We start from the raw sequence: 25,608 nt of genomic DNA on the forward strand, positions 1-25,608 counted from the left end.
ATCGGTACTTCAATTGCTGCTTGCCCACTCGCAAGCTGATCGGCAAGGAGCGTCGCGGGGCTCGTGTAAAGAAAACATTCGACACGGCCAAAACACCCGTTGCCCGGTTAATCGAATTGGGCGTGCTACGACCAGAACAAACCCAACGGTTACAGGCGTATCAGACTTCCCAAGATCCGCTTGCATTACACAATCAGTTGGAAGCGCTGCTTTCCCAACCCGTGACGNCTGCCTCCGCTACGCGCCCAGTGGAGGCTATGTAACAGCCTCCACTGGGTAACAAAATTACGTGAGTGAACCATTATCCTTCGGTAACATTTTTATATGAGTTGACACGTCACGGCCAGCGATTTTCCGTTTACAGCTTCAACCTCTCCAGAAGAACCCGGTCGCCTCCGTCCCGCTACATTCTACCGATTTCTGCGTCATCGCCAACTTCCTCATGCGTCGCCTTGACATAATCCACGATTTCCTGAACCGTCGTATAGGCGATCCCAACATAGGTATCTGCAGCGCCGTAGTAAATGGCGATACGGCCTGTGGCAGCATCGGTCAAAGCGGCGCAAGGGAACACGACGTTCGGGACGAAGCCGCGCTCCTCATACCATTCCTCCGGCGTTAATACATACGTGCTGGAGCGATATTTCACGCGGGACGGTTCCTCTCGGTCAAGAATGACCGCACCCATGCTGTAAACAAGGCCATTGCACGTCCCGGTGACGCCATGGTAGAACATCAGCCAACCTTCGGTCGTTTCGATTGGAGCGGGACCGCCGCCGATTTTCACCGACTGCCACCAGCCTTGCCCGCCCTTGGTCATCACATGGCGATGTTTGCCCCAATAGACGAAATCCGGGCTTTCGCTAAGAAAGATGTCGCCAAACGGAGTATGCCCGCTGTCGCTGGGACGGGACAACATCACGAAGTTGCCTCCGATTTTCTTTGGGAACAACACGCCGTTGCGGTTAAACGGTAAGAACGGATTCTCCAAACGGACAAACGTCTTAAAGTCTTGGGTTTTGGCCACCCCAATCGAAGCGCCGTAGAAGTCCGTGCACCAAATAATATAGTAGGTATCCTCCACCTTCACCAACCGGGGATCATAGGCATATTGAGGTTGGAACGGCTTCCCCTCCTCATCCACAAAAGGAATACGCTCCTCGTCGATCTTCCATTCATAGCCGTCTTCGCTCCAGCCTGTATGCAGGTGAGGACGGCCGTTAATCGTTTCGGCGCGAAACACGCCAACAAAGCGGCCATCGTAAGGAACAACTGCGCTGTTGAAGATGCGCGCGATGCCTTTGGCCGGATTCCTCTTCACGACCGGATTGTCATTATGTCTCCATACGGGTCCTGCCGCATGCTCCGGTTTGTCTTGCCAAGGAATGTTCGGCAGGTTCTCTCCAATGATTTTCACTGTGCTCATGAGGTTACCCCTTCCAAATCAACTCAAATAAGTGTGTTTATTTAACGGAGCCTTGGGCAAATCCGTTATAGATGTATTTCTGCAGCGCCACAAAAGCAATCAGGATCGGCACAATCGTTATCATGATCCCGGCGCAGATCACTTCCCATTGCGAACCGTAAGGGCCTTTAAACTTAAACAGCGCGGTCGAGATCACCTGCAGGTCCTCGCTTGGCATATACAGGAACGGCGTGTAGAAATCGTTATAGATATTCACGCCTTTGACGATAATGACCGTCACGATGGCTGGGGCGAGCAGCGGCAAAATAATGCGCCAGTAAATCGTGAAATAGGACGCGCCGTCCAGCATCGCGGATTCGTCCAGCGATTCGGAAATCGAATCGAGGAATTGCATGAAAATATACACGGCGATAATGTCAGTGCCTAAGTAAAGCAAAATCGGAGCAAATCGTGTATCCACCAAGTGGAAGAAGTTGATGATTCGGAATGTCGCCACCTGGGTCGTCACGCTTGGGATCAAGGTCGCCAGCAAGAAGGCCCCCATCAACAGCTTGTTGCCGCGAAATTTGAAGCGGTTTAGGACATAAGCGATCATGGAGCCGATCAAGGTCGCGCCAAGAATTGAGATGACTACGATAATGACGGTGTTTCCGAAGCCAAGCAGCATTTTTCCATTAATAAAAGCCTTGGAGTAGTTGGCGAAATTCAGCCAGTTCTCCGGCGGCGTCAAAGGGCTGGTCGAACCGTATTCCTTGTTCGTTTTAAAGGAAGCGAACAGCACCACCACGATCGGAACGAGCGCGGCGAAAGCGCCCAGCAGCAAGCTGACATATTTAATGAAGGCCGCGGCTACGTATTTCAGTCTATACATGGCTTACTTCTCCTCCTTGATCAACAAGCGCTGCAGCAAGGTGACAATGATCACGATAAACAGCAGGACAACCGCCATGGCGGAGGCAAGGCCAAGCTTGTTATATTTAAACGCGGTGGTCACCGTTTGGATGACAAACGTATTACTTCCGTTGGAGCCGCCGGTCATAATGTACGGAATATCGAAGGCGCTGATTGCACCGCTGATGGCGAGGATCAGGTTGAGCTGCACAATTTTCATGATGCTGGGAATGATGATATGGCGGAACTGATGCCAACGGTTGGCCCCGTCGATCTCGGCCGCTTCGTAAATATCGGAACCAATCGACGAAATCGCGCCCAGGAAAATGATGAAGTTAAAGCCCATGTATCTCCACACGGATGCGCCCGCCAGCGAAATATTAATGATGTTCGGGTTCTTCAACCATCCCTGCGTGTAAGCGCCAAGCCCCACCGATTGCATCAAGGTATCCAGCGTACCGTCCGGACGGAAGAAGAACAGGAAGATAAACCCGATCGCTACCCCGTTTAAGAGGTAAGGAAAGAACAGGACGCCTTTAAAGAAGTTTTTGAATCGCACCTTAAAGCTAAGTATCGTTGCAAAATAAAGAGCAATTGCCATTTGAACAAAGGTCGCGCAAAAATAATACAAGCTGACCTTAAAGACGGTGAAATATTTGGAGTCGGTAAAGATCGTCTTGTAGTTCTCAAACCCTACGTAATCATAATGCTTGCTGTAGCCGTTCCAGTTGGTGAAGCTGTATTTGAACATATTAAAAACCGGCAAGTAGGCGAAAGTGAACAACAAGGCGACCGGGATCAGCGAGAAGGCGAAAATGATCACTTTCCGCTGGGTTTTGTAGCTTAAATTTTTGAACACCACTCACACCTCCAAAAATCCTGCAAAATGCCTATCTCTGTCTCTCCTTGGCTAAAATCACAAGGGAAACGCGCATCCGGCACGTTCCCCCTGCAACTTTGTCCTCCCCTGTGACCGGTGTTATTTCACGAATTTGGCGCGGGATTTCACCCAAGCGTCGTTGAGATCCTTCATGATGTCGTCATAGGATTCGTTCAGGTTACCGATCGCGGCTTCCATGATCCGTTTCTTGAATTCCGGCTGCCACAAGCCGATTTCCGCGTCTTTGTCGATTTTGTCCACCAGGCCCTCTTGCCCCGGTTTTGCAGGAGTCTGCAGTTCGAATTTCACGTCAGTTCCTTCGAATTGCTTCAGCGATTCCGGAAGAGGAGCGCCGACCACCGGGCTCATGCCGCCGGCTTGTTCCGTGGGATATCCGGATTTGTTGATGAACCAGTCCACCCAAGCTCTTGCCGCCTCTTTGTGCTTGCTGTGCTTGCTGATGCCCAGCGTATAGTCGTCTGCAAGCGGCATAATGATTTCCTTAGCATTCGTTGGGAAAGGCATGTAAGCGATGTCATCCGGATTCTCAGCTAAGCCTTGAACCTGCCCGATCGCCCAGGAGCCCAGCACCATCGCACCGATTTTGCCATTGGCCATGTCGGCTTTGGAAGCTTCCCAGTTCGTCGTTGTCGGGTCATCTTCAATCAAACCTTGTTTGGCGGTGTCGTACATCACCTTGTACAGTTCATAGTGCGGCTGTCCAGGAACGAAGTTGTCATCGGTGTTCGGCTGGATCACATTGACATAGTCGACGTCGCCGGCAACGGTAGTTAATACAGCTTCCCATTGCGTCAAAGGCCAGCTGTCTGCATAGTTGCTGTACAGAGGAATCGCGTCGCCTTTTTCTTTGATTTTGTGCAAAGCGGCCAAAAACTCGTCCGGTGTTCTCGGCGTCGTCGTTACGCCGGCGTCGTTAAATACTTTCTTGTTGTAGAGGATCCCGGAAAAGTTAACAGCGATCGGAATCCCGTAAACTTTGCCATCAACGGTTCTTTCCTCCAGGCCGATATACTGCTTGCTCATCTCTTCCAACGTACCCAGCGGTTCAAAAAACTCCGGCGTATCCGCCAGCGGAATGCTGGTTGGCAGCAACAGAACATCACCGTAATCGTCAGAGTTCATCCGCACTGTGATTTGTCCTTCATAATCGGAAAGCGCTTGGAAGTTTACTTTCACGTTCGGGTATTCCTTATTAAATTCGGCGGCATAATCCTTGAATACGGTGTCGACGATGTCTGTTCGTTGCGTAATGACGGTAATCTCTCCCGAGATGTCCCTTCCCGCCGTCTGTTCCGTGCCGGAGTTCGCGGTTCCGGCATTTCCGGCTGCATTGTTCTGTGCCGCGTTATTACGGTTGTTCCCTCCACAGCCAGCCAACAGAGTCAAAACAAGCATCAAGGCCAGCAAACCGATGAAAGCTTTGTTCTTTTTCACATCCGTTTCCCCTTTCAATTTATAAATTAAGTTATCGATAAACTAACTAAGATTCTATAATGTATACGCTTACTAGTCAATGGATAAATCCATTTATTTTCGGTTAATAAAGTAATGTATTAAGTTATTGCTTATGAATGATAAGTTTAATTTTTCGCTCATCTTCCTATTTACCAACAGAATCGGTATACTGGATTTTAGATCGATTGGCTCTGGATGATAGATTGAACGGGATGGTGAATATAAGTTCATGAAACGCAACATAACGATGAAAGATATCGCCGACAAGCTGGGCGTCAGCAGCGTTACGGTATCCAAAGCGCTGAATGACAAGGAAGGCGTCAGCGACAGCCTGAAGCTGAAGATCAAGAAGGTGGCCAGTGAGATGGGCTACCGCTTTAACTCGGCGGCCAAATCGATCAAGGACGGGCTTTCTTATAATATTGGCGTGATGATTCCGCAGCGTTTTACGGGTCTTAGAGAGTCCTTCTATTTGCAGGTTTATCAGCAGATCGCCATTCAGTTGGACCACTATGGCTATTTCGGAATCTTAAATATCTTAAGCAGCGAAGATGAGGAACAGCTCAATTTCCCGCGGGTATACAGTGAAAATAAGGTGGATGGCATCATCATTTTGGGGCAGGTCAGCAAGAAGTACATCGAAACGGTGCAAAATATGGAGCTGCCGAAGCTGTTTCTCGACTTTTATGACGAGCATGCCGCGATCGATTCAATCGTTACCGATAACTTTTACGGCGCTTACGAGATCACGAACTATCTGATCCGATGCGGCCACCGCGAGATCGCTTATGTTGGCAACGTCTATTCCACCAGCAGTATCCAAGACCGCTTCCTGGGTTACTACAAATCGCTGCTGGAGCACGGGTTGAAGTTTAACGAGCGTTATCTGATCAATGACCGTGATGAACACGGTACCTATATCGATATCGAGCTTCCGGAGCAAATGCCTACCGCGTTCGTCTGCAACTGCGACCAAGTCGCCTATCTTTTGGGCGAGCGCCTCACCAGCATGGGTTACCGTATCCCGGATGACTGTTCGATTGTCGGGTTCGACAACGACGTATACGCCACGCTGGCAAATCCGCCGCTAACTACGGTTGAGGTGGATATTGAGCAGATGGCCCGATCCGCCGTCAAGGCGATTATGGATAAAGTGTCCAACCCCCATCGCCGCATCGGCCGCATGCTGGTGCAAGGCAAGATCATCTACCGGGATTCCGTTAAGAACCTTAATACCGAACCCGCCGAGTAATCGGCGGTTTTTTGCTTCTTTAGGACAACTTCACGCTAACAAATTCAAAATAAAAAAGGTTGAATCCACCGTTTAGCCGTTATATAGTTATGTCATAATTAGTATTTTGTTATCTTAATTTATATAACAAATAATAACAAATTTTAAATTTTCGAGATCGTGGGGTGAAATGCAAGTATGCAATCGCTCGAACCTTATATTGCCGGAATGACTTGGGGGTTTATGGGCGTCAGGGGGACCTGGGGCAACGAGACCGCAGCTCATTCCATGGAAATGATGGCGAAGGTGACCCGCAGTAACTGGACGGCCATTGCTTTTGCCGCACTGCAAGCAACAGCCTTCTCCACGGATATCCCCTTCTGGGAGGCGCCGACGGTGACCGACGAGGAAGTCCGATGGGCCATTCGTAAGGCGCATTCGCTGGGGTTGAAGGTATGTCTGAAGCCGATCGTGAACTGCGCGGACGGAACTTGGCGAGCGCACATTAATTTTTTTGATCGAGACGTCCCTTGTGAACCAAAATGGTCTGACTGGTTTGCCTCGTATCGCGCATATCTCCTTCATTTCGCGCAAATCGCCGAGGAAACCGGGTGCGAGATGTTCTGTATCGGCTGCGAAATGGTGCAAACCGACCGGCGGGAAGCGGAATGGCGCGCTTTGATCGCCGACATTCGCCAGGTTTACCACGGACCGCTGACGTATAACTGCGACAAATATCAAGAGGACAATGTGATGTGGTGGGATGCCCTGGATGTGATCAGTTCCAGCGGCTACTACCCGATCGGAGATTGGGATCGTCAGCTGGATCGAATTGAAAGCGTTGTCCGGAGATACGGTAAGCCGTTTTTGTTTATGGAAGCCGGCTGCCCGAGCCGCACCGGGTCGGCGAACGTCCCAAATGACTGGACGCTGCAGGGTGCAGTGAATGAGGCAGAACAGGCGGAATATTACCGCACGATGCTGGAGAAATGCGGAGAACGCGATTGGGTCCGCGGCTTGATGCTGTGGGATTGGCCGGCGCGGCTGTACGATCGGAGCCAGGCTGCAACAAATGATGGTTACTGCATTTATGGCAAGGAAGCGGAGACGGTCGTAGCTGAAGCTTATGCCGCCAAGCTGAACGCGATCGAGCGATAAGGAGGTTTTTTACGTGGAAACCCATGATTGGAAGGTACAGCTGCAGCAGGAGCTGCAAGGCAACATTCTCCCGTTTTGGATCGAACATACAATCGATTGGCAGCATGGCGGCTTTGTCGGATACATCGATGAGCAGCTCAACAAGCACCCCGAGGCCGATAAAGGGCTGGTGCTGCACGCCCGCATTCTATGGACCTTCGCTTCGGCCTATCGTCGATTTCCCGATCCCAAATACCTGGAAATCGCCGAGCGGGCTTATGATTACCTGAAGACGCATTTTGTGGACCCTCAGTACGGCGGTTTCTATTGGATGGTGGATGTCCAAGGACGGCCGGTTCAAGACAAAAAGCAGGTCTACGGGCAAGCGTTTGTCATTTACGCTTTGACTGAATATTATCGCGCAACCTCCAGCGAAGAGGCATTGGAGCAAGCGGTCAACCTCTACCGCCTGCTGGAGCAGCACAGCTATGATCCGGTTCATAAAGGCTATGTTGAGGCTCAGTCCCGCGACTGGAAACCCACCGGGGATTTAAGTCTCAGCAACAAGGATCTAAACGAAAAGAAATCGATGAATACGCACCTGCACGTGCTGGAGGCGTACACCAATTTGTACCGGGTATGGAAATCCTCTGAGCTGCGGGGCAGCTTGTCCGAGCTGATCGAAGTGACGCTAGAGCAAATCATCGATCCGAAAACTGCCCACTTCCTGCTGTTCTTCGATGACGGCTGGCAGGTCAAAGGACATCATGTCTCGTATGGCCATGATATCGAGGGCAGCTGGCTGCTCGTCGAGGCAGCCGAGGTGCTGGGTGAGCCCGCTCTGCTGCAGCGCGTGAAGGAAACCGCCTTAAAGATGGCCGAGGCTGTGTATGCGGAAGGCGTTGACCGGGACGGCGGGATATGGAACGAAGCCGATCCAAACGGCCTGACTGACGATAACAAAGACTGGTGGCCGCAGGCGGAAGCGATGGTTGGTTTCTACAATGCGTACCAACTGACCGGAGACCCCAAGTACCGGGCGGCTGCAGCAAATTCCTGGAGCTTTATTCAAACGTATCTGGTGGATCGTAAACACGGCGAATGGTTCTGGGGCGTGGATCGAGGCGGCGCACCGTTGCCGGGCGAACCAAAGGTCAGCCCTTGGAAATGCCCTTATCATAACAGCCGCGCGTGTCTGGAAATGCTGGAGCGTCTGGAACGTGAGAAGTAATTTGATGGATCGGAGGAATTGAGAATGAGCCTATTTGACGAAAGAAAACAGCAGCTGACCGAACGTTACGAACAGCTGATTGCGCGCCGCAACGAGAAAATGCCCTATGGCAACGGGGTGTACGACCGCTACCGCTATCCGGTCTTGACGGCGGAGCATGCGCCGCTCATTTGGAGATACGATTTCAATCCGGCGACGAATCCGTATTTCTCTGAACGCCTTGGCGTCAACGGCGTGTTTAATCCGGGAGCCATCGAGCTGAATGGAAAATTTTATCTGATCGCCCGCGTTGAAGGCGTAGACCGCAAATCGTTCTTCGCTGTAGCCGAGAGCGATAACGGCATCGACGGCTTCCGTTTCTGGGATAAGCCGGTGGTTATGCCCGAAACCGAAGATCCGGACGTCAACGTCTACGACATGCGGGTCGTGCGGCATGAAGACGGCTGGATTTACGGGCTGTTCTGTACGGAGCGGAAAGACCCCCATGCGCCGCGGGGAGATCTGTCGAGCGCCGTAGCCCAGTGCGGCATCGCCCGCACGAAGGATCTCGTCACTTGGGAGCGGTTAGCCGACCTGAAAACGAAATCTCCGCAGCAGCGCAATGTGGTGCTGCACCCCGAGTTCGTAGACGGGAAATACGCGTTCTACACCCGTCCGCAGGACGGCTTCATCGACGCCGGCTCCGGCGGCGGCATCGGCTGGGGGTTGTCTGATTCGATCGAGCAGGCGGTCATCGACGAGGAAATCATCGTTGACGACCGCAAGTACCATACGATCAAAGAGGTCAAGAACGGCCAAGGTCCCGCCCCGATCAAAACGGATAAAGGTTGGCTGCACATCGCCCATGGCGTGCGGGGAACGGCGGCCGGGCTCCGCTACGTGCTGTACGCCTTCCTCTCCGACTTGCAGGAGCCGCAGCGGGTGACGCATCGGCCGGGCGGCCATCTGATCGCACCGGAAGGCGAGGAGCGTGTCGGCGATGTGTCCAACGTCGTGTTCTGTAACGGCGTCATCGCCCGCGACAACGGCGACGTCTTCATCTATTACGCTTCCTCTGATACGCGCATCCACGTCGCCACAACGACGGTCGACCGGCTGCTGGACTACGTGCTGAACACGCCGGAGGATCCGCTGCGCTCCTATGCCTGCGTACAGCAACGAATCGATTTGATCGAGCGGAATATCCAATTTCTGAACAAGTAAAACAAGCGAGCTGCCAGGAGTTCATCTCTTGGCAGCTCGTTTGTTTGAGTTGACTTCTTTACTCGGCCTTTCGATGCGGCTCGGCGGTGGAATCCCGGTATACCGTCTCGACGGAGATCATGATTTTCTCCCGCGGCGCGTCCGGTTGGGCCAGTCGTTCCAGCAGCTTCCTCACCGCCCGCTGGCCAAGTTTCTCCTTCGGCACGTTAATGGTGGTAATGGCCGGAGTGTACCGGGCCGCATCGTCGATATTGTCAAACCCGCTGACCGTGATATCCCCGGGCACGTGAAGGCCAATCTCACTCAGGACGGAGCAGGCATGCATCGCGATGGAGTCGTTCGCACACACAAGCGCGGTCGGGAGCGTCCCTTCCGCTTTCTGCCCCTCCAGCCATCCGCGCAGCACGTCGCCGTAAGCCCCGGTGTCGACACCTTCCAGCTCCAGCATCGGATCCTCCAGGGACTGCGGTGTCAAGCCGTTCTCCTCCAAGGCGCTGCGGAAGCCAATCCAGCGGTCCCGAAAGCTGCGGGAAAACGTTAAATTGCCTAAGAAATGCAGCTTCCGATGCCCCAGGCCGATCAGGTGATTGGTCAAACGGGCCATCCCATCAACGTTGTTAGCGAAGACCGTGTCGCTTGGAATCAGCGGGTCCTCATGATCGACCAGCACGATCGGCAGCCCGATCCGGTGTACCTCCAGCAGGAATGGGGTGGCGATCTGCCCCACCCCGATCATCCCCAGAATCCCGTCAGGATTCAGGATGCTCATGAAGTTGTCACCGCGAGGTTCGGATACGATAATCATCCCCAGCTCCTGCGCCTCCAGCTCCCGGGAGATGCCTTCCAGCAGTCTACCCCAATACAGCGATTCCTTGTTCTGAAACCGGATATTTGGCATCAGCACCAGCACTGACTGCTTGCCGGCCGGTGCCGGCAGCGCGGTTCCCGTAGGGATGACGTTCTTCACATAACCGTTCTTCTGATTAAAATACCCAAGCTGGGAGGCAGCTTGAATGACCCGCTCCCGGGTCTGCTCGCTGACCCCTCCCTTGCCGGACAAAGCTTTGGATACAACGAATTTCGAGACGCCTAGATGGTCGGCGATTTGCTGCATCGTAATTTTTTTCAAGGACTCTAACCTCCGAAATAACGTATAACGAACGGGTTCATAACAATATAACAACAGTATAACAAACTCGCCATTCGTTATAAATCGTTATTTCATTCGCCTGGACCAAACCAGGAGGCCACCCAATGAATGCTCTTCTGCGACGCCTGCTGCAATAGGTGAGCCGCTTTGTCGGCAAATCGGTCGATGGCCGGCGGCGAGGGCGGCGGCATCAGCAGGTCAGCTGGCGTCTGCAGCGCCTGACCGCCCCCCGTCGTGTTTGGCACATCGGTCCCGGATGGGGAGGTTCCGTAGCCGGGAACCTGGGTATAACCGCCTGTCGTTCCTTGCGGCGCGGCATTGCCTTGACCGGTTGTCCAAATGGGGGGGGATCCGGCGGTCCAACCGTTGTTGTTCTGCTGCAATTGCTGCTGCAATTGCTGTTGCGATTGTTGCGGCTGCTGCGATTGCGGATAGGGATAGATCATGGATTGTCCGTTCATGCCTGCAGTCGTCCCTCCGGTTTGAAATCCGGGGCCGAGGATCGAGCTGGTTCCGCTTTCGGCAAGCTGCATCCCCAGCGTCACCCCAGTCGCCAGCAATAAACCGTATACCAATGTTTTTCGCAGCATTTTAGCCATGTCCATCCCCCATTCAAATCAAGATTTCTTGTTTGTGCTGTTCGTTCCTTTGTTCACGCTGTCCGAAGACTTATTGGAACTGCCCGCGCCTTTGTTCGTGGTGCCAGCGGACTTGTCCGTGCTCTTTGCGCTGCCGCTAGCGATGCCGTTCGTACTGCTCTTCGACAGCTTGCCTGCTTTCTCCGCGTCCTGACTTTCCCAATACAGATCGGCCAAAATTCCGGCCAGCACCTTGGCGGTACGCTCCAGCTCTTCCTGGCTGTTGTCGATGCCGCCGATTTCGATCAGCACGCTGTTCGGCGACAGCGACTGGTTATATTCCCCGTTGCCTTGGGAAGACGTCTTCCCCCAGATGCCTCTGGAAATCCCGGGATACGCCTTCTCCAACCGTTCATGGATGGAGCTGGCGAATTTCTCATTCTCGCGCCAATTCTTGTTCCCGTGTCCGATAATGAAGTATACCTGGGCATAATTCACACCGTTGATGGTTGTTGTCGTTTTGTCGTGGCGCTGCGAGTCGCGGTGAATATCGATAAAATATTGCAGCTGACCGTTTTCGGCCATCGCTTGTTTGACCGTCTCTCGGGAATATTTATATGAGTAGTTATAGTTGTAATTGCTCACCTTGGCCGCATAATTTTCGAACTTGTGTAAGGCTGCGACTCCTCTGCGCTCCAGCTCTTTCGCTAAGGCTTCTCCAACTAAACCTACGTTCTTCTTATCCTCCGCCGAGCTCGGATTATCTACATTTGTACCAAGCACGGGATTAAAAGATTCTTGCGGATGGGAATGATAGATCATCACGATATTTTTGTTGCCCGGCTTGATGGAAGGCTCCTCTTGATTCCCGGTCGAGCCGTCCGTCTTCCCCGGTTCCTCTGCTGGCGGCTGTGCCGTGTCCGAATCGTTACCTTCCTGCCCGGGGTCCGCGTTACTTCCGTCATCGGGGACATCCGGTTCCGGGTGATCCGGCGCACTTCCATCCGCTCCTGCGCCCGGTCGATAGTCTTCCGGAGCTTGGGCCGCCCCGTTGCCGGAGCCGGTGCGTAGCAGGATTGGACTGTCAGCCCCTAACCCTGGCACTTCCCGGGCAACCAAGCTCTTCGGATCGGACGGATTCACGTCCGTTAATAGCTGAAAGACGAAGTTCGTCACCTGCTTCCCGGAAATCGCCGGGGTCTGCTTCTCGCTAGCCACATGCGGCAGCTCCATACCAACCATATCCATGAAGAATCCGCTCGACAGCGAGGCAGCCAGTCCTTTCATCGAGGAGACAGGGGAGGTGTTCAGCTGTTTCTCAGCTATCCCCAGCACCCCCAGCATGACGAAGAAGATTACCGACATGGCCGATAGCAGCAAAAAGGTGCGTCCCATCGCCAACACATGAAGCAGATTCCTTCTTATTTTTCCTAGATTCCAAGCCTTGAATTTCATATGCATGTCCTCCTCCAGCCGCTTTCAAACTATATTCCAAATCTATGAACCTAGTTGAAAGGCTAGAACCTCAAATTCTCACACAAAAAAAGAAATCCGCTAGATTCGCGGATTTCCTTGAGATTTTCGGAGGGAGCTAGAAGGGGCGTGCGATTGTTAATGCGTGTAGGACGCCACGTTATCCGGCGTAACTGCCTCATGCAGCGAAATATTAAGTCCGCTAGCAATCACGTTAGCTACGTCCTCGATGAATTCATCAATCTCCTTCGGCGTAACGATCAGATCATGGCCAAGCGGTTCAAGCACCTCTTTGACGAGGCCCAGACGCTCGTTTTCATTCAGGTCATTCAGCATGCCCATGATCTGCTTCGTCGGAGCGTTCCCGTCGTCGCTCTCCTGGTTAAAATGATTTTTCATCAGATCCAATACATTATTGACGATCGTCGATGCGTAGCACACCGTTGGAACGCCGATAGCGATACAAGGCACGCCTAAAATTTCCTTCGTTAACCCTCGGCGCTTATTGCCGATCCCTGAACCGGGATGGATGCCGATATCGGCGATCTGGATCGTCGTATTCACCCGCTCCAAGGAGCGCGAAGCGAGCGCATCGATGGCGATGATCAGATCCGGTTTCGTTCGTTCCACGATCCCTTGCACCACTTCGCTGGATTCAATGCCGGTAATACCAAGCACCCCGGGGGCAATCGCACTGACCTCGCGGTAACCTGGCGCAACCTGGTCCGGGGTCAGCTCGAAGTAATGCCGAGTAACCATCACATTCTCCACCACAATCGGTCCCAGCGCATCCGGTGTGACGTTCCAGTTACCGAGGCCGACGATCAACGTCTTAGCCTCCGGGCCAACCCCGATTTTATTTAAAAATGCGGTAAACTCCTTGGCAAACACCGCAGCCACCTTCTCTTGCAGCTCGGTATCTTGATTGCGAAGACCGGGAACCTCCAGCGTTACATAATGCCCCTGAATTCGTCCAATTTGCCGCGAGGCTGCCTCATTGGTCACATCCAAACGGGTAATCTTGATCCCGTCCTGTTCCTCGACTTGCTCATTGAGCCCGGGGACCGGGCCGCCATGGATCGTCTCCGCAATTTCCTTCGATTCCACGGCCAAGTCGGTGCGTACGGAATATTCCCGCAAGTCCAAGTTCATGCCACAAGACCTCCATTTCCTCTGATTGCCTTTATTGTGCGGGAGAGGGAATGGGTTTATACATCCCTTCCGCAAGGCTAAAAAACTTGCGTGAAATCAAGAGATTCGGTATGATGAATTTATTGCTTTTTGGTATCTTGCGTGATAAAATACTTTAAGTTGTGAATCATCTGGGTTGATATATGCTTTACAGGAGGTGAATGCAATGCCTAACATTAAATCCGCAATCAAACGCGTAAAAACGAGCGACAAACGCCGCGCGTTGAACGCTTCGCAAAAATCCGCCCTGCGTACAGCTGTGAAAACAGTTGACACCGCTCTGGCGAACAACGAAGTTGAAGCAGCTAAAGCTGCTTTCGTGGCTGCTACCAAAAAATTGGACAAAGCCGTTACTAAAGGTCTGATCCATAAGAACGCAGCTGCCCGTAAGAAATCCCGCTTGGCTAAAAAATTAAACGAACTTACGTCCCAAGCGTAAGACTCGTTAAATGATACGAAGCTCAAAAAGACCTGAACGATTACGTTCAGGTCTTTTTGGTTGCCGTTTGGGCCGAGCCTCTGGCTTCAAGCCGCGAGTTTTAGCAAAAACAGCTCCAGCCCCAGCACTTTGTCGATTTGCCCGCTTTTCATCCGGTAATCCAGTTCGGCCAGCTCGGATAAAATCGCCTTCAAACGGCCGGTTTCAAACTTCCGGGCCTGGTCGCCGGCCAGCTTGACAACGTACGGATGCAGGCTTAACTGGGAAGCAATCTGTTGCTGCGAATAGCTTTGGCGGGCGAGCTCCTTCACCTGCAGCATAATCCGGAACTGGCGAGCGATGAGCGCCGCAATTTTGATCGGTTCTTCACGCTGCTTCAACAGCTCATAGAAAATGCCCAGCGCCTGCTCCAGCCGTATCGCGGCGATATGCTCCACCATCACGAACACGTTCTGCTCCGTGCTGCGCGCCACTAGCTGCTCCACGGCAGCGGTATCGATCATGCCGCCGGATCCGGCGTACAAGCAGAGCTTGTCCATTTCTGCAGCCAGTACGGCCATCTGCACCCCGCTTGCTGCAATCAAGGCTTCCGCGGCATCCCGCCCGATACGGCAGCCGCGCTTCTCTACCTCTTGCACGACCCACTGAACGAGCTCGCTGCCTCCAAGCGGTAAAAAGGACAGCACCGTACCCGCCGATTTGATCGCTTTAACGACCTTCTTCCGCTCGTCCAGCTTCTCCCCGTTCACAACAAACACAACGACGCTATGATCTGCCGGGTTGCCGATATACGTCAGCAACGCTTCGACTTTATGCTCAATCTTGCCGCCTTCCTTGCCCCCTGCGACAAGCAGAGTGGAGTCGCGTACAACGATCAGCTTGCGCTCCACGAGAAACGGCATCGTCTCCGCTTCCTCAACGACCACCTCAATCGGCGTCTCCGCCAAATCAAAGGTCGCGATGGCAAAATCCTTCTGATCCGGATCCACCAGCTGATCCTGAAGTAATCCTACAAACTCCTGAATTTGATACTTCTCCGTACCGTAACAAACGTACAACGGGGAGACCCGCCCCTGCTTTATGTCTTTTATCGCTTGTTTCTGCTTTGCGTCCATCGGTATCTCCCTTTCGACTTTGTTGCCTTCTTCCATCATACTTCGATTTCACGTATTCGTCCAAGTCCTTATACCGATAAGTCGCGTAACGGACCGTACAGCCCTTATTTGTCCATTTCCCGGCTATTTCCCATTTTAACAGACACCTGAGACCTTATTTGGTACTACCTGCACCCTTTTAGCTCGATTTGTCCAGAATAAGGTCTTCTCGGTCCGTTAGAAATCGCTAATCCTTCAATAGGTGAAAATAGCGGCTCTAGAGTCCGTTATGTCCGGCTTCCTTTTAAACGCAACAGAGGGACCTCTGCCTCGTGGCGAAAGATCCCTCTGTCCCGGAACATCTATATAAACGCGGGCTAAAGAGCTCTAGAAACTCTCCCGCCTGCGGTCATACGACGATCAGGGTTTAATCCGTTATCTCTACTATACATATAACCTATTCCATATCTCCTGAAAAGGTGACTGCTGCAAGTTCAAAAAAACGCCCAAATTCGTCCGTTATTCCATGCTATTTAGGGCTGTGTTCTTTTTGCAGCATCCGCAGCCGCCTGCTCAGCATAAAGGGTATGAATCACTGGGGTTCCCTCGATTTCTGTCTCGTACGTAAATATATGACCTGATTCCGACCACGAACCGTCAACCCAATTCCCATCGATCACTTGATCAGCCACCAGTTTCCGTTCCTGGGCTTCAAGACGATAGACATACAGATGTCCGTCCTTGAACTCAGCTTCAAATGCCCCATCTGGAGAAGTCCAAATATTAAAGCTTGCGATGCCATACTTCTCTCTTGGATTATCGAAGGTCACTTGCTGATCTACAATTGAGTTCTCTAGAATATCCGGAGTTTCTGGATCGCCCGCAGAGTCCGAATTTCCTGCTCCAGGCGATGTCGGCCCTTGCGCAGGAGCCCCGTTGCTGCCGCCATTCGGAACCGAGGGGCTGCCGGAGGAACCGTGGTTCGCTTGATTTGGCTCACTAGGAGATTTATCGCTTGTACCTGAATTACCCGGCGTCACCGCTGGAGAACCGGAATCCGGTGCATCGCCGGGTGCGATTCGCTCTTGGGTACCGTCAGTATTCGAATCTTCCGCCGGAGGAACTACATCCTTGGACACTGGCGTATCCAAATCTCCGACCCCAGGCGCCCCCGTGTTGGTGTCGTCACTGAACAGCTGAGCGTTGCTCGCTGCATCGTCCGCCGAGTTAGTCGCCGAGGATTGCTTGTTCGCCGATTCCAACGCAGTGTCCATGGCGATCTCGGCATCGGATACAGTGCGCGGTTCGTATTGATAAATGAATACGCCCAAGATCAATACCGCCGCCACACCAAGCGCCCCGTACCGGTAAATCCGGCTCCGACGCATTCCTGTTCCCGCATCAGGACGACGAAGACTGCGCCGGCTCGGCAGCATGCCGCCTTGACCGGCATCCGCATCACGTTGCACCGCTGTCATCGGCAGCACGATGTCCTCAGCCGTACTGCCGCCTTCACGGCGAGCCCGGTCGATTTCATCCAACTGCGGAAGAATCGCGTCCACAAGACTGTAGTTCGGAACTACCTTCGGCAGATCCTCCAATTGCGCAGACAGCTTGCGAAGCAGCGCAAACGTTTCGGCGCACTCTTCACAACTGCGCATATGCTCAAAGAGAAGAGAGGTCTCCTCATCATTTAAGTCATGGTCTAGATAACGATGCATCCATTCCACCGCCTCTGGGCACTTCATCCTGATACACCACCTTTCTGATAATCTTGGAGTAAGTGTTGCAGCTGTTGCCTTGCCCTAAATAAATAGGATTTCACCGTATTCAGCGGTAAATTCAAGCTCTCAGCAATTTCGTTATACGAAAAATCTTGCAAATACCTCAGCACAACCACCGATCGATGGTGTTCCGGCAATTGTTCAATTGCGCTTCGGATGTCCTCGGCCAAGTAGCCTGACATCACTTCCCGTTCTACGCTATCATTCCCCTGAAACACCATTTCGTGCTCCTCGATCGATACGGTGGGCTTATTTCTACGAAATTTGTCGATACAGATGTTGGTCACAATCCGCTGGACCCAGGTTTTGAACTGAGCTTTTTCTTCATAGGAACCGATTTTCGTATAAATACGAATAAGTGCTTCCTGAGCAGCATCATGTGCATCCTGTTCGTTGTTTAGAATATAATAGGCCGTCCGGTACACGTGGCTTTCAATTTCTCGCAATAGGGTGATTAGAGCGTCGCGATCGCCCGTTTGAGCGGCTCTGATGAGTCCCTGCTCTACCACTAAGGCTCCCCCTTCCTTGCATCCTTACAGACGCTAATGTCCGACAAGATGTTGCAATGTTGTTACTATTTTTTAAAAAATATTTTAGAAGTCCACCCTCTAAGCAATCTGACCTAAGGATACCAGAAAAAAAAGGCCCCGTCATCTTTATAAACCGCGAAAGGGCCCGGTTTTATGGGATTGGGAGCAACTTATATCTAACCTCGATTCTTCCCTCTCGAACTCTCATCTGGACCTCGCCTTGATGATCAGTTCGATAGATTCGAATCTGTTGAGCGTTCAGCCGATCAACGACTGTAGGATGCGGATGACCATAAAGGTTTGAAGCCCCAACCGAAATAACTGCGGCTTCTGGCTGCCAATAGTCCAGCCAAGCTGCAGAGGTAGAGGTTTTACTGCCGTGGTGGGCGACTTTCATGACATTGATTGAGGAGAGCTGCGGTGTTGTCGTTCCCGAAGAGGTCAATCGTTCAAGGCCTAATACTTCCTTCTCCGCCGTTTCATCCATATCACCTGTAAATAAAAAGGAAGCTCCATTCATATCTAAACGAAAGACGATCGAGCGGTGATTTTGTTCTTTCACGATGGGGATCGGGTGAAGCGCCTCCTCAGGCATCAAGGGATAAATCACCTCCAAGCGGGTGGCGTCATCCGGTTGCAACTTCATGCCGCGGCTTGCCGCATATACCGGAATACGCTTAGTCAGCGCCGTTTCCATCAAGGTCGTCATCGTCTTAGACTCGGCCAGGCTGCCATTGATCACAACGGCTTCCACAGGAATGGAGTCAATGACCGCCTGCAGTCCGCCGATATGATCCTGGTCCCCGTGCGTTAAAATCACCGCATCCAAGCGATGGATCCCACGCTTCTTGAGCAGCGGAACCACCGTTTTGGCCCCGACCTCGAAAGGTTCACGCCGCTCCCGCCACGCATCCTTCGCTTTGCGAAACGAGACCGTCCCCCCGCCGTCCACTAAAATATGCTTGCCAGATGGCGTAGTAATCAGGGCACAGTCACCTTGACCCACATCGATGAACTCGATATAGCCGGTCCCTTGGCTGTAGGCCGGTTGATATCCGATGATCAGCAGCAGCACAAGGCCTGTGGCTACACCCAAACGAAGAAAATCCTTTCGTTTCATCCATGCCCATCGTCTAAGCGATATTGCGATCGCCCTCCATCCGTAACCCTGTTGGGTCCAGGCGGTTTTAACCGCTGCCAGTCTACCAAGTCCCCCTAGCCTAGCCTGATTTCCAGGCACGTCCTGAGACCACTCCCGCCAGTTGATATGAGCGAAAGCTACCTCTCGTTTAGCTGGATTGAGAGGCACAGTATCGTCATCCTGCCCACGGACAGTTAAGGCCTCGGCGGCAATACGCTCACGCCGTTGTCCCCAATATACCAACAGATAGCATCCAGCATAAAAAGCTGCGATCCAAAGCAGCGAAGGCGATTTCCAATACGTCATAAACCCGCTGCGTGTGCTCAACCAGTTGGTTGCTTCAAACGTTGCCGTATTCAACCAGCGTACCGGAAGAGCTGCCCATGAGCCCAGCTTGATCGACAGCAAACTTAATAGTAATGCCCCTGTTCCTAGGGGAAGCGCCAAGGTGCCGATGATCGGGACTAGCAGCAAATTAGCCGGAATGGACAGGAAAGAGAACTGGTTAAAATAGACGATCGTTAATGGAAAAGACACCAGCTGTGCCGCCAGCGTAATCGCCACCGCATTTCCGATTTTGCCTGGCAGCCACCTTAGATACGGGGTTAAGCGCGGGACGAATACAATCAGCCCTGCCGTCACAGCAAACGAGAGCTGGAAGCTGACATTCAGTAAATAATACGGATCCCAGATTAGCATCAGCATCGCAACAGCGGCTAATACGTTCAGGCTGTCTTTTAGCAGCCCGCGCCTTAGCAAGTACAAGCCCAATATCGTCATCAGCCCAGCCCGAATGACCGATGGAGATAAACCGGTAAGCAGCATATATCCCGGAACGAAAACAATAGCAACCGTGTTTGCGGTCTCCCGCGTCACCCGGCAAAGACGGAGTAATCCCAGAACAAGCGCCACGTTAATCGCAACATGGCTGCCGGAAATGGCGAGGATATGCGTGAGCCCAAGCTGTGTAAACTCCGCGTATTTATCCGGGTCGAGCTCATTCTGCAAGCCAATCAGCAGCCCCTTCATATAACCGGCTTGCCAGTCCGGAAACAATCGCTCAATGCGCTCGCCAAGGCGTTCGCGCAAAGCATCGACAGATCCTAAGGCAGCGGCGGCGCCTCGGGATGGCTGTCCCGCCTTCAGAGACGATGCCCCCGAAGCTTTGACCAGCCAATGGATCCGCTGCAAATGTAAATACCGACGGTAATCAAATGCGCCAAAATTACGGGCAGGCTGCGGTAACTCCAGCGTTCCATTCAGCGTAACCCGTAGCCCGCGATGCCAGGTGGCTGCCGTCTGCTGTTCGCTTTGCGATGCGAGCCGCAGCTGGACCGCAACCTTTTCTCCACGAGGAATCTCATGCTTCGCCGACGCTTTCCCATCTGGCGAAATCAGCGATAAGCCGCTGACTTTCAGCGTAAAATCAGCCCGGTCCCCATCGACCTTGACCGTGGATACGATCATTCCCTCCATACGGATGGTTTGACCATCAAGCACCTGCGCCCCCTCCTTTGTAGGGCTTGTCCCCGTTCCTGCTTCTTTTTCTGCTTCCATACCGGCCACTATCGGTCCGATCCGGCTCACATTGCCCGCTTCGTTATACAGCCAATAGCAGCCCCCAAGCAACAAAGCCAACCCTGCCAAGGCGAGACTCCGCCAAGCTTGACGCCAAATGATGGCGATGGCTGTACAGACCAACAACAATCCCAGCCCAAACAACCAAAAACGCCAGCCGGTATAAGCTGCCGCCAAGCCGCTTCCAGCGATCCAACCGCAAGTTATCGCAATTAACGGTCTTCGGTTCATGGACATCCCCCTCCTGGTCTACCTCAACAAAAAAACACCCCACCCGCCCTAAGGCGAATGGGGTGCTTCCACATTCGATGATCGATCAAAAAAATTTCAATTATTCTTCCACGTGCGCAATCGTTTCCTGCGGCGGTTGATACCCTTCCAGGCGGCGGAAAGTGATGCCTTTTTGCTTCATCATGGCCGTCACTTTATCGGTATCCTTCGGATAGGGCCGATGGAATACGATCTCCGTAATGCCGCTGTTCGCCAGCATATTCGCGCAAGTCCAACATGGCTCGTCCGTCACATAGACACTGGAGCCTTCCCGGTCGATCCGGTCCGTGAACAACAGCAGGTTCTGTTCGGCATGGATGGTACGGACGCAGCGCTGTTTCTTCACCATTTTCTCCTGTCCATCCTCTACCACCAGCTCGTATTCTTCCGCAATCATACAGCCTGCCTCCGAGCAGTCCGGAACACCGGAAGGGGCGCCGTTATAAGCCGTGCCGAGCAGCTTCTTGCCCTGAACGAGCACAGCGCCGACATGACGTCGGTTACACCGCGACCGCGTCGATACCATATAAGCGATATCCATAAAATACGTATCCCAATCTTTGCGTTTGTCCGGATTCATATTCCATCATCACCCTCGCAAGTCATGTTTCGATCACAAGAATTACAGCCCGATATAAGGCTTCATTTTCTCCAGCATTTTGTCTCCGATGCCTTTCACCTCGGTCAACGCTTCTATGGAGGTAAAAGGACCATGCGCATTTCGGTAATCGAGAATGGCTTTGGCTTTCTTCTCGCCGATCCCGGGGATTTCCTGCAGCTCGGCCAATCCGGCGCGATTAATGCTGATTTTTCCCGTATCCGTGGATTTCCCGGCTTCTTCCTTGGAGGCTGCAACTCCGCTGACCGCTTCGGCCCCTGTAGTAGATCCTGCATTCTGACCTGCAGCATTCACATGCGTTGCTGTCTCTCCTGAGATACCCATTAAGTCCGTTTTTCCGGCTGCGGTTGTCCCAGTCACCTCATCGTCAGGCTTGTCCACGGCTGACCCAGTTTCTGAAGGATTTGCAGCCTTTAGCTCGCTTCGATCCACAGCCGCGCCCTCTGCAGCCAAAGCCGCCTTAACCTCGGCATTTATCGGCGTCCAGCCTTCAATGCCTGCAGGCGAGCGACCGCCCGTTGCCAGAAGCATCAATCCAGCGCCAATCACTGCTGAAACGATAGCCGTCAAGACGAGTTCCCTCCGCATATCGTATCTCCACTCCTCTTCCAACATCTTAAAAGAATCTGCCAGTAGTCATGAAGATCCAATCAAGCTGCATACAATCTATACAAGTGAAGTAGAAACGGCAGAAGTAGGTTCGCAATAACGTAAGATGAACCGCCTCATTACAACAAACACATGAACGAGTGCAATCACTTTAACATTTTACCAATACAGTGCGTGAAGCACGGAAAGGGGAAGCCGGATGAAAGTCGCCTTCATCGGAACCGGAGCCATGGGAAGCCTGCTCATTGACGCGTTTTTGCGTTCCGGTGCGCTGCTCCCGCAAAATATTTGTGCCAGCAACCGCTCTCCCTCGAAAGCGAAATGGCTGGCCCAGCGCCATCTCGGACTGCGGGCGTACAGCAGCAATGCTGAAGCCGCCCAGGGAAGCAAAATCGTCTTCTTGTGCATCAAACCTCTGGATTACCCCGATGTCATTGCGGAAATCCGGGACGTGCTCGATGATAATCAGATCGTCGTATCGATCACGAGCCCCGTTCAGATTGAAACCTTAGAAGCTGCCATTCCCTCAAAAATCGCCAAGATCATTCCCAGCATTACGCATTCCGTGCACAGCGGCGCTTCGCTCTGCATCTACGGCGGGCGGATTCGCCCCGAAGATCGTCTACTCCTAGAGCAGCTGATGTCCTCGATCAGTACGCCAATCACCCTCAAAGAGAGCGAGACTCGAATCGCATCCGATTTATCCAGTTGCGGGCCAGCATTTGTCGCTCATATGCTGCAGCTTTGGGCCGAGTCCGCCGCTGAACGAACTGGAATCAGTTATGAGGAGGCGATTGCGCTCGGCTCAGAAATGCTGTCAGGCACAGGCAAGCTGCTCACCGAAGGCGGTCTGAATCCCGAACAACTGATCGAACGGGTTGCCGTCCCCGGAGGCGTGACCGCTGAAGGGATCGCTGTGCTGGATTCCTGTCTGCGGGAAGTATTTGCCCACCTGATCGATACGACTCATCGTAAATACGACGACGATATCAGCAAGCTGCATACGTTGTTTCATCCGGCCACACTGGATGAATCTCCGTCGTCTTCGGATCAAGCTCCGTCATGTCCGGAAAAGGAAGCCCCCTTGTCCGATGTCAAACCGCCGGATGGATCAGGGGCCGCCTCCATTTCCTGAACATACCTACTTTCTCACAAAGAAATGAGCTTATCCGACGACGATATTCACCAGTTTGCCTGGCACCGCAATCACTTTGCGGATCGTCTTCCCAGCCACAGCCTGCTGAACATTCGGCAGGCTTAAGCTATGTTCTTGCATCGCTGCTTGATCCAAGTCTTTGGAAATCTTCGTGCGTTCTACGATTTTTCCGTTCACTTGCACGACGATTTCAACTTCGGATTCTACCGTCCAAGCCTCATCATACGTTGGCCATGGTTCATACGTAATCGTATCGGTATGACCAAGACGTTCCCACAGCTCTTCCGCCAAATGCGGTGCCAGCGGGGACAGCATCTGCACGAAGTTTTCTGCCGCCGCTTTCGGCACAGCGTCCGTTTTGTAAGCTTCGTTCACGAAAATCATCAACTGGCTGATCGCGGTGTTAAAGCGGAGGTTTTCAAAATCCTCGGTCACTTTCTTGATCGTCTTGTGCCATGTACGTTTGAAATCGTCGCTTCCACCGTCCGCCGTAATTTTCGGATTCAGGCTGCCGTCTTCGGCAATGAACAGACGCCATACGCGAGACAGGAAGCGGTGAATACCTTCAACGCCGCTTTCATTCCATGGTTTCGTTGCTTCCAACGGCCCCATGAACATTTCATACACGCGCAACGTATCCGCCCCGTATTGGTTTACGATTTCGTCCGGATTGATGACGTTACCGCGGGATTTACTCATCTTCTCATTGTTGGTACCGAGAATCATCCCTTGGTTGACCAGCTTTTGGAACGGTTCTTTGGTAGTTACAACCCCAAGATCGTAGAGCACCTTATGCCAGAAGCGAGCGTAGAGCAGGTGAAGCACCGCATGCTCGGCCCCGCCGATGTACAGGTCAACCGGCAGCCATTCCTGCTGCTTCTCCTTCGAGCACAGCTCCTTGTCGTTGTGCGGGTCGATATAACGCAGGTAATACCAGCAGCTTCCCGCCCATTGCGGCATCGTGTTCGTTTCGCGGCGAGCTGGCAGCCCCGTTTCCGGATCCACGGTGTTCACCCATTCGGTCACGTTCGCCAGCGGCGATTCCCCGGTCCCCGACGGTTTGATCGCATCTACATCCGGCAGAACCAGCGGCAGCTGATCTTCCGGTACCGGCTTCATCGTGCCGTCTTCCAGATGCAGAATCGGGATCGGCTCCCCCCAATACCGTTGACGGCTGAACAGCCAGTCGCGCAGGCGGTAAGTCACTTTGCCGCGGCCTTTGCCGTTCTCCTCCAGCCAGGAGATCATTTTCTTGATGGCTTCCTCCTTGCCCAGGCCGTTCAAGAAGCCGGAGTTCACATGGGCTCCGTCGCCCGTATAAGCCTCTTTCGACAGATCGCCGCCCTCAACCACCTCGATGATCGGCAGATCATACTGTTTGGCGAATTCATAGTCGCGCTCATCATGCCCAGGTACAGCCATGATCGCACCGGTTCCGTAACCCACCAGCACGTAGTCGGCAATCCAGATCGGCAGCTTCTCTCCATTGACCGGATTGATCGCGTACGCGCCGGTGAATACCCCAGTTTTCTCCTTAGCCAGGTCGGTACGTTCCAGATCGCTCTTCCGCGCCGCTTGGTCTTGGTAAGCTTCAACCGCTTGGCGTTGAGCATCGGTCGTGATCTTCTTAACCAGTTCATGTTCTGGAGCAAGCACCGCATACGTCGCTCCAAACAGCGTATCCGGACGAGTCGTAAAGACCGTCAGAGACGCATCATGACCTTCGATTTCGAATACGACTTCCGCACCTTCGGATTTCCCAATCCAGTTGCGTTGCATATCCTTGATGCTTTCCGACCAATCCAGTTCCTCCAGGTCTTCCAGCAGCCGTTCAGCGTATTCGGTAATTTTCAGCACCCATTGACGCATCGGCTTGCGGATGACCGGATGGCCGCCGCGCTCACTCTTGCCGTCAATGACCTCTTCGTTCGCCAGCACCGTACCCAATGCCGGGCACCAGTTCACTGGAATTTCGGCCACATAGGCCAGACCTTTTTTATACAGTTGGAGAAAGATCCACTGCGTCCATTTATAATAATTCGGATCAGTTGTACTGATCTCGCGGTCCCAATCGTAAGAGAAGCCCAGCGACTTGATTTGGCGCCGGAAGTTGTTGATGTTCTTCACCGTGATGTCACGCGGATGTTCGCCCGTATCGAGCGCATGCTGCTCTGCTGGCAACCCGAAAGCATCCCAACCCATCGGATGAAGTACGTTATAGCCGCGCATCCGTTTGAAGCGAGAGACGATGTCTGTAGCTGTATACCCCTCCGGATGGCCTACATGGAGGCCTGCTCCCGATGGATAAGGGAACATGTCAAGCGCGTAAAACTTCGGTTTCCCCGCCTCTTCCCGTGTTTTAAAAGTTTGATGCTTTTCCCAATAAGCCTGCCATTTCGGTTCAATGGCCTGGGCCCGGTAAACATCATGGGGCACATTTTGGTCCGCCATAATTCAAAATCCTCCTTGAAAACAACAATTTGAAATGCGGGATCCACGTCATAAGCCGACGAGGTGAACT

At 52.8% G+C, this 25,608-nt stretch carries 21 protein-coding genes; 6 read left to right on the top strand and 15 right to left on the bottom strand.

The window, feature by feature from the left end:
• Nucleotides 1-403 precede the first annotated feature (403 nt).
• The 4 genes from M891_RS0117140 to M891_RS0117155 all read right to left on the bottom strand — a co-directional run bounded on the left by M891_RS0117140 (nt 404) and on the right by M891_RS0117155 (nt 4,652).
• Nucleotides 404-1,426 (bottom strand): glycoside hydrolase family 130 protein, encoded by a 1,023-nt coding sequence (locus M891_RS0117140; protein ID WP_028539687.1) that lies wholly within the window; start codon nt 1,424-1,426, stop codon nt 404-406.
• Nucleotides 1,427-1,463: 37 nt separating this feature from the next.
• Nucleotides 1,464-2,297 (bottom strand): carbohydrate ABC transporter permease, encoded by an 834-nt coding sequence (locus M891_RS0117145; protein ID WP_009224132.1) that lies wholly within the window; start codon nt 2,295-2,297, stop codon nt 1,464-1,466.
• A gap of 3 nt (nt 2,298-2,300) precedes the next feature.
• A complete protein-coding gene (locus M891_RS0117150; RefSeq protein ID WP_028539688.1) occupies nt 2,301-3,176 on the bottom strand; it encodes a carbohydrate ABC transporter permease in 876 nt (291 codons plus the stop codon).
• Between the two features lie 120 nt (nt 3,177-3,296).
• A complete protein-coding gene (locus tag M891_RS0117155) occupies nt 3,297-4,652 on the bottom strand; it encodes an ABC transporter substrate-binding protein (RefSeq protein WP_028539689.1) in 1,356 nt (451 codons plus the stop codon).
• A 250-nt stretch (nt 4,653-4,902) separates the two neighbouring features.
• Between M891_RS0117155 and M891_RS0117160 the strand changes: the two genes are divergently transcribed.
• From M891_RS0117160 to M891_RS0117175, 4 genes are all read left to right on the top strand, one after another.
• On the top strand, nt 4,903-5,925 hold the full coding sequence (locus M891_RS0117160) for a substrate-binding domain-containing protein (protein ID WP_036700814.1): 1,023 nt from the start codon (nt 4,903-4,905) through the stop codon (nt 5,923-5,925).
• A gap of 177 nt (nt 5,926-6,102) precedes the next feature.
• Nucleotides 6,103-7,062 carry a glycoside hydrolase family 113 gene (locus M891_RS0117165; protein WP_028539691.1) on the top strand — a complete coding sequence of 320 codons (960 nt, stop codon included), beginning with the start codon at nt 6,103-6,105 and terminating at the stop codon, nt 7,060-7,062.
• 13 nt (nt 7,063-7,075) lie between these two features.
• On the top strand, nt 7,076-8,272 hold the full coding sequence (locus tag M891_RS0117170) for an AGE family epimerase/isomerase (protein ID WP_028539692.1): 1,197 nt from the start codon (nt 7,076-7,078) through the stop codon (nt 8,270-8,272).
• 24 nt (nt 8,273-8,296) lie between these two features.
• Nucleotides 8,297-9,475 carry a glycoside hydrolase family 130 protein gene (locus M891_RS0117175; RefSeq protein WP_028539693.1) on the top strand — a complete coding sequence of 393 codons (1,179 nt, stop codon included), beginning with the start codon at nt 8,297-8,299 and terminating at the stop codon, nt 9,473-9,475.
• Nucleotides 9,476-9,533: 58 nt separating this feature from the next.
• Here the strand turns inward: M891_RS0117175 and M891_RS0117180 are convergent, their stop codons facing one another.
• The 4 genes from M891_RS0117180 to gpr all read right to left on the bottom strand — a co-directional run bounded on the left by M891_RS0117180 (nt 9,534) and on the right by gpr (nt 13,828).
• Nucleotides 9,534-10,604 (bottom strand): LacI family DNA-binding transcriptional regulator, encoded by a 1,071-nt coding sequence (locus M891_RS0117180; protein WP_028539694.1) that lies wholly within the window; start codon nt 10,602-10,604, stop codon nt 9,534-9,536.
• A gap of 92 nt (nt 10,605-10,696) precedes the next feature.
• On the bottom strand, nt 10,697-11,224 hold the full coding sequence (locus M891_RS0117185; RefSeq protein ID WP_028539695.1) for a hypothetical protein: 528 nt from the start codon (nt 11,222-11,224) through the stop codon (nt 10,697-10,699).
• An 18-nt stretch (nt 11,225-11,242) separates the two neighbouring features.
• The gene (locus tag M891_RS0117190; protein WP_028539696.1) at nt 11,243-12,658 is read right to left on the bottom strand and encodes a stage II sporulation protein P; all 1,416 of its coding nucleotides are present in this window, start codon (nt 12,656-12,658) and stop codon (nt 11,243-11,245) included.
• Between the two features lie 156 nt (nt 12,659-12,814).
• The gene (gene gpr / locus M891_RS0117195; RefSeq protein ID WP_028539697.1) at nt 12,815-13,828 is read right to left on the bottom strand and encodes a GPR endopeptidase; all 1,014 of its coding nucleotides are present in this window, start codon (nt 13,826-13,828) and stop codon (nt 12,815-12,817) included.
• A gap of 205 nt (nt 13,829-14,033) precedes the next feature.
• On the opposite strand from gpr, the gene rpsT reads away from it, so the two are divergent.
• Entirely contained in the window at nt 14,034-14,306 is a 273-nt protein-coding gene (rpsT, locus tag M891_RS0117200; protein ID WP_016311419.1) for a 30S ribosomal protein S20, read from the top strand.
• 86 nt (nt 14,307-14,392) lie between these two features.
• Here rpsT and holA read toward each other — a convergent pair whose 3' ends face one another.
• From holA to M891_RS0117230, 6 genes are all read right to left on the bottom strand, one after another.
• Complete coding sequence (holA, locus tag M891_RS0117205) at nt 14,393-15,421, bottom strand: DNA polymerase III subunit delta (RefSeq protein WP_028539698.1); 1,029 nt, start codon at nt 15,419-15,421, stop codon at nt 14,393-14,395.
• A 512-nt stretch (nt 15,422-15,933) separates the two neighbouring features.
• Nucleotides 15,934-17,148: an anti-sigma factor gene (locus M891_RS0117210; RefSeq protein WP_028539699.1), complete on the bottom strand. Its 1,215-nt coding sequence runs from the start codon at nt 17,146-17,148 to the stop codon at nt 15,934-15,936.
• On the bottom strand, nt 17,145-17,693 hold the full coding sequence (locus M891_RS0117215; RefSeq protein WP_016311416.1) for an RNA polymerase sigma factor: 549 nt from the start codon (nt 17,691-17,693) through the stop codon (nt 17,145-17,147). The genes M891_RS0117210 and M891_RS0117215 overlap by 4 nt, the downstream gene beginning before the upstream one ends.
• Before the next feature lie 172 nt (nt 17,694-17,865).
• Complete coding sequence (locus M891_RS0117220) at nt 17,866-20,664, bottom strand: ComEC/Rec2 family competence protein (protein ID WP_028539700.1); 2,799 nt, start codon at nt 20,662-20,664, stop codon at nt 17,866-17,868.
• Between the two features lie 100 nt (nt 20,665-20,764).
• Nucleotides 20,765-21,283, bottom strand: a complete 519-nt coding sequence (locus M891_RS0117225; RefSeq protein WP_009224148.1) for a deoxycytidylate deaminase — start codon at nt 21,281-21,283, stop codon at nt 20,765-20,767.
• 42 nt (nt 21,284-21,325) lie between these two features.
• Nucleotides 21,326-21,892 carry a ComEA family DNA-binding protein gene (locus tag M891_RS0117230; RefSeq protein WP_232228367.1) on the bottom strand — a complete coding sequence of 189 codons (567 nt, stop codon included), beginning with the start codon at nt 21,890-21,892 and terminating at the stop codon, nt 21,326-21,328.
• A gap of 238 nt (nt 21,893-22,130) precedes the next feature.
• Between M891_RS0117230 and comER the strand changes: the two genes are divergently transcribed.
• Nucleotides 22,131-23,066, top strand: a complete 936-nt coding sequence (comER, locus tag M891_RS0117235; RefSeq protein ID WP_028539702.1) for a late competence protein ComER — start codon at nt 22,131-22,133, stop codon at nt 23,064-23,066.
• Nucleotides 23,067-23,096: 30 nt separating this feature from the next.
• Here the strand turns inward: comER and leuS are convergent, their stop codons facing one another.
• Nucleotides 23,097-25,538, bottom strand: coding sequence for a leucine--tRNA ligase (gene leuS / locus M891_RS0117240; protein WP_028539703.1), 2,442 nt, complete (start codon nt 25,536-25,538; stop codon nt 23,097-23,099).
• Between the last annotated feature and the right edge of the window lie 70 nt (nt 25,539-25,608).

This window comes from Paenibacillus sp. J14 (genome assembly GCF_000518465.1).
Classification (GTDB): Bacteria; Bacillota; Bacilli; order Paenibacillales; family Paenibacillaceae; genus Fontibacillus; species Fontibacillus barengoltzii.

What these genes read in the sequence shown, in the direction of transcription:
- M891_RS0117140 (WP_028539687.1), bottom strand. Translation starts at nt 1,426, where the DNA reads ATGAGCACAGTGAAAATCATTGGAGAGAACCTGCCGAACATTCCTTGG.
- M891_RS0117145 (WP_009224132.1), bottom strand. Translation starts at nt 2,297, where the DNA reads ATGTATAGACTGAAATACGTAGCCGCGGCCTTCATTAAATATGTCAGC.
- M891_RS0117160 (WP_036700814.1), top strand. Translation starts at nt 4,903, where the DNA reads ATGAAACGCAACATAACGATGAAAGATATCGCCGACAAGCTGGGCGTC.
- M891_RS0117165 (WP_028539691.1), top strand. Translation starts at nt 6,103, where the DNA reads ATGCAATCGCTCGAACCTTATATTGCCGGAATGACTTGGGGGTTTATG.
- M891_RS0117175 (WP_028539693.1), top strand. Translation starts at nt 8,297, where the DNA reads ATGAGCCTATTTGACGAAAGAAAACAGCAGCTGACCGAACGTTACGAA.
- M891_RS0117185 (WP_028539695.1), bottom strand. Translation starts at nt 11,224, where the DNA reads ATGGCTAAAATGCTGCGAAAAACATTGGTATACGGTTTATTGCTGGCG.
- M891_RS0117190 (WP_028539696.1), bottom strand. Translation starts at nt 12,658, where the DNA reads ATGAAATTCAAGGCTTGGAATCTAGGAAAAATAAGAAGGAATCTGCTT.
- gpr (WP_028539697.1), bottom strand. Translation starts at nt 13,828, where the DNA reads ATGAACTTGGACTTGCGGGAATATTCCGTACGCACCGACTTGGCCGTG.
- rpsT (WP_016311419.1), top strand. Translation starts at nt 14,034, where the DNA reads ATGCCTAACATTAAATCCGCAATCAAACGCGTAAAAACGAGCGACAAA.
- holA (WP_028539698.1), bottom strand. Translation starts at nt 15,421, where the DNA reads ATGGACGCAAAGCAGAAACAAGCGATAAAAGACATAAAGCAGGGGCGG.
- M891_RS0117210 (WP_028539699.1), bottom strand. Translation starts at nt 17,148, where the DNA reads ATGAAGTGCCCAGAGGCGGTGGAATGGATGCATCGTTATCTAGACCAT.
- M891_RS0117220 (WP_028539700.1), bottom strand. Translation starts at nt 20,664, where the DNA reads ATGAACCGAAGACCGTTAATTGCGATAACTTGCGGTTGGATCGCTGGA.
- M891_RS0117225 (WP_009224148.1), bottom strand. Translation starts at nt 21,283, where the DNA reads ATGAATCCGGACAAACGCAAAGATTGGGATACGTATTTTATGGATATC.
- comER (WP_028539702.1), top strand. Translation starts at nt 22,131, where the DNA reads ATGAAAGTCGCCTTCATCGGAACCGGAGCCATGGGAAGCCTGCTCATT.
- leuS (WP_028539703.1), bottom strand. Translation starts at nt 25,538, where the DNA reads ATGGCGGACCAAAATGTGCCCCATGATGTTTACCGGGCCCAGGCCATT.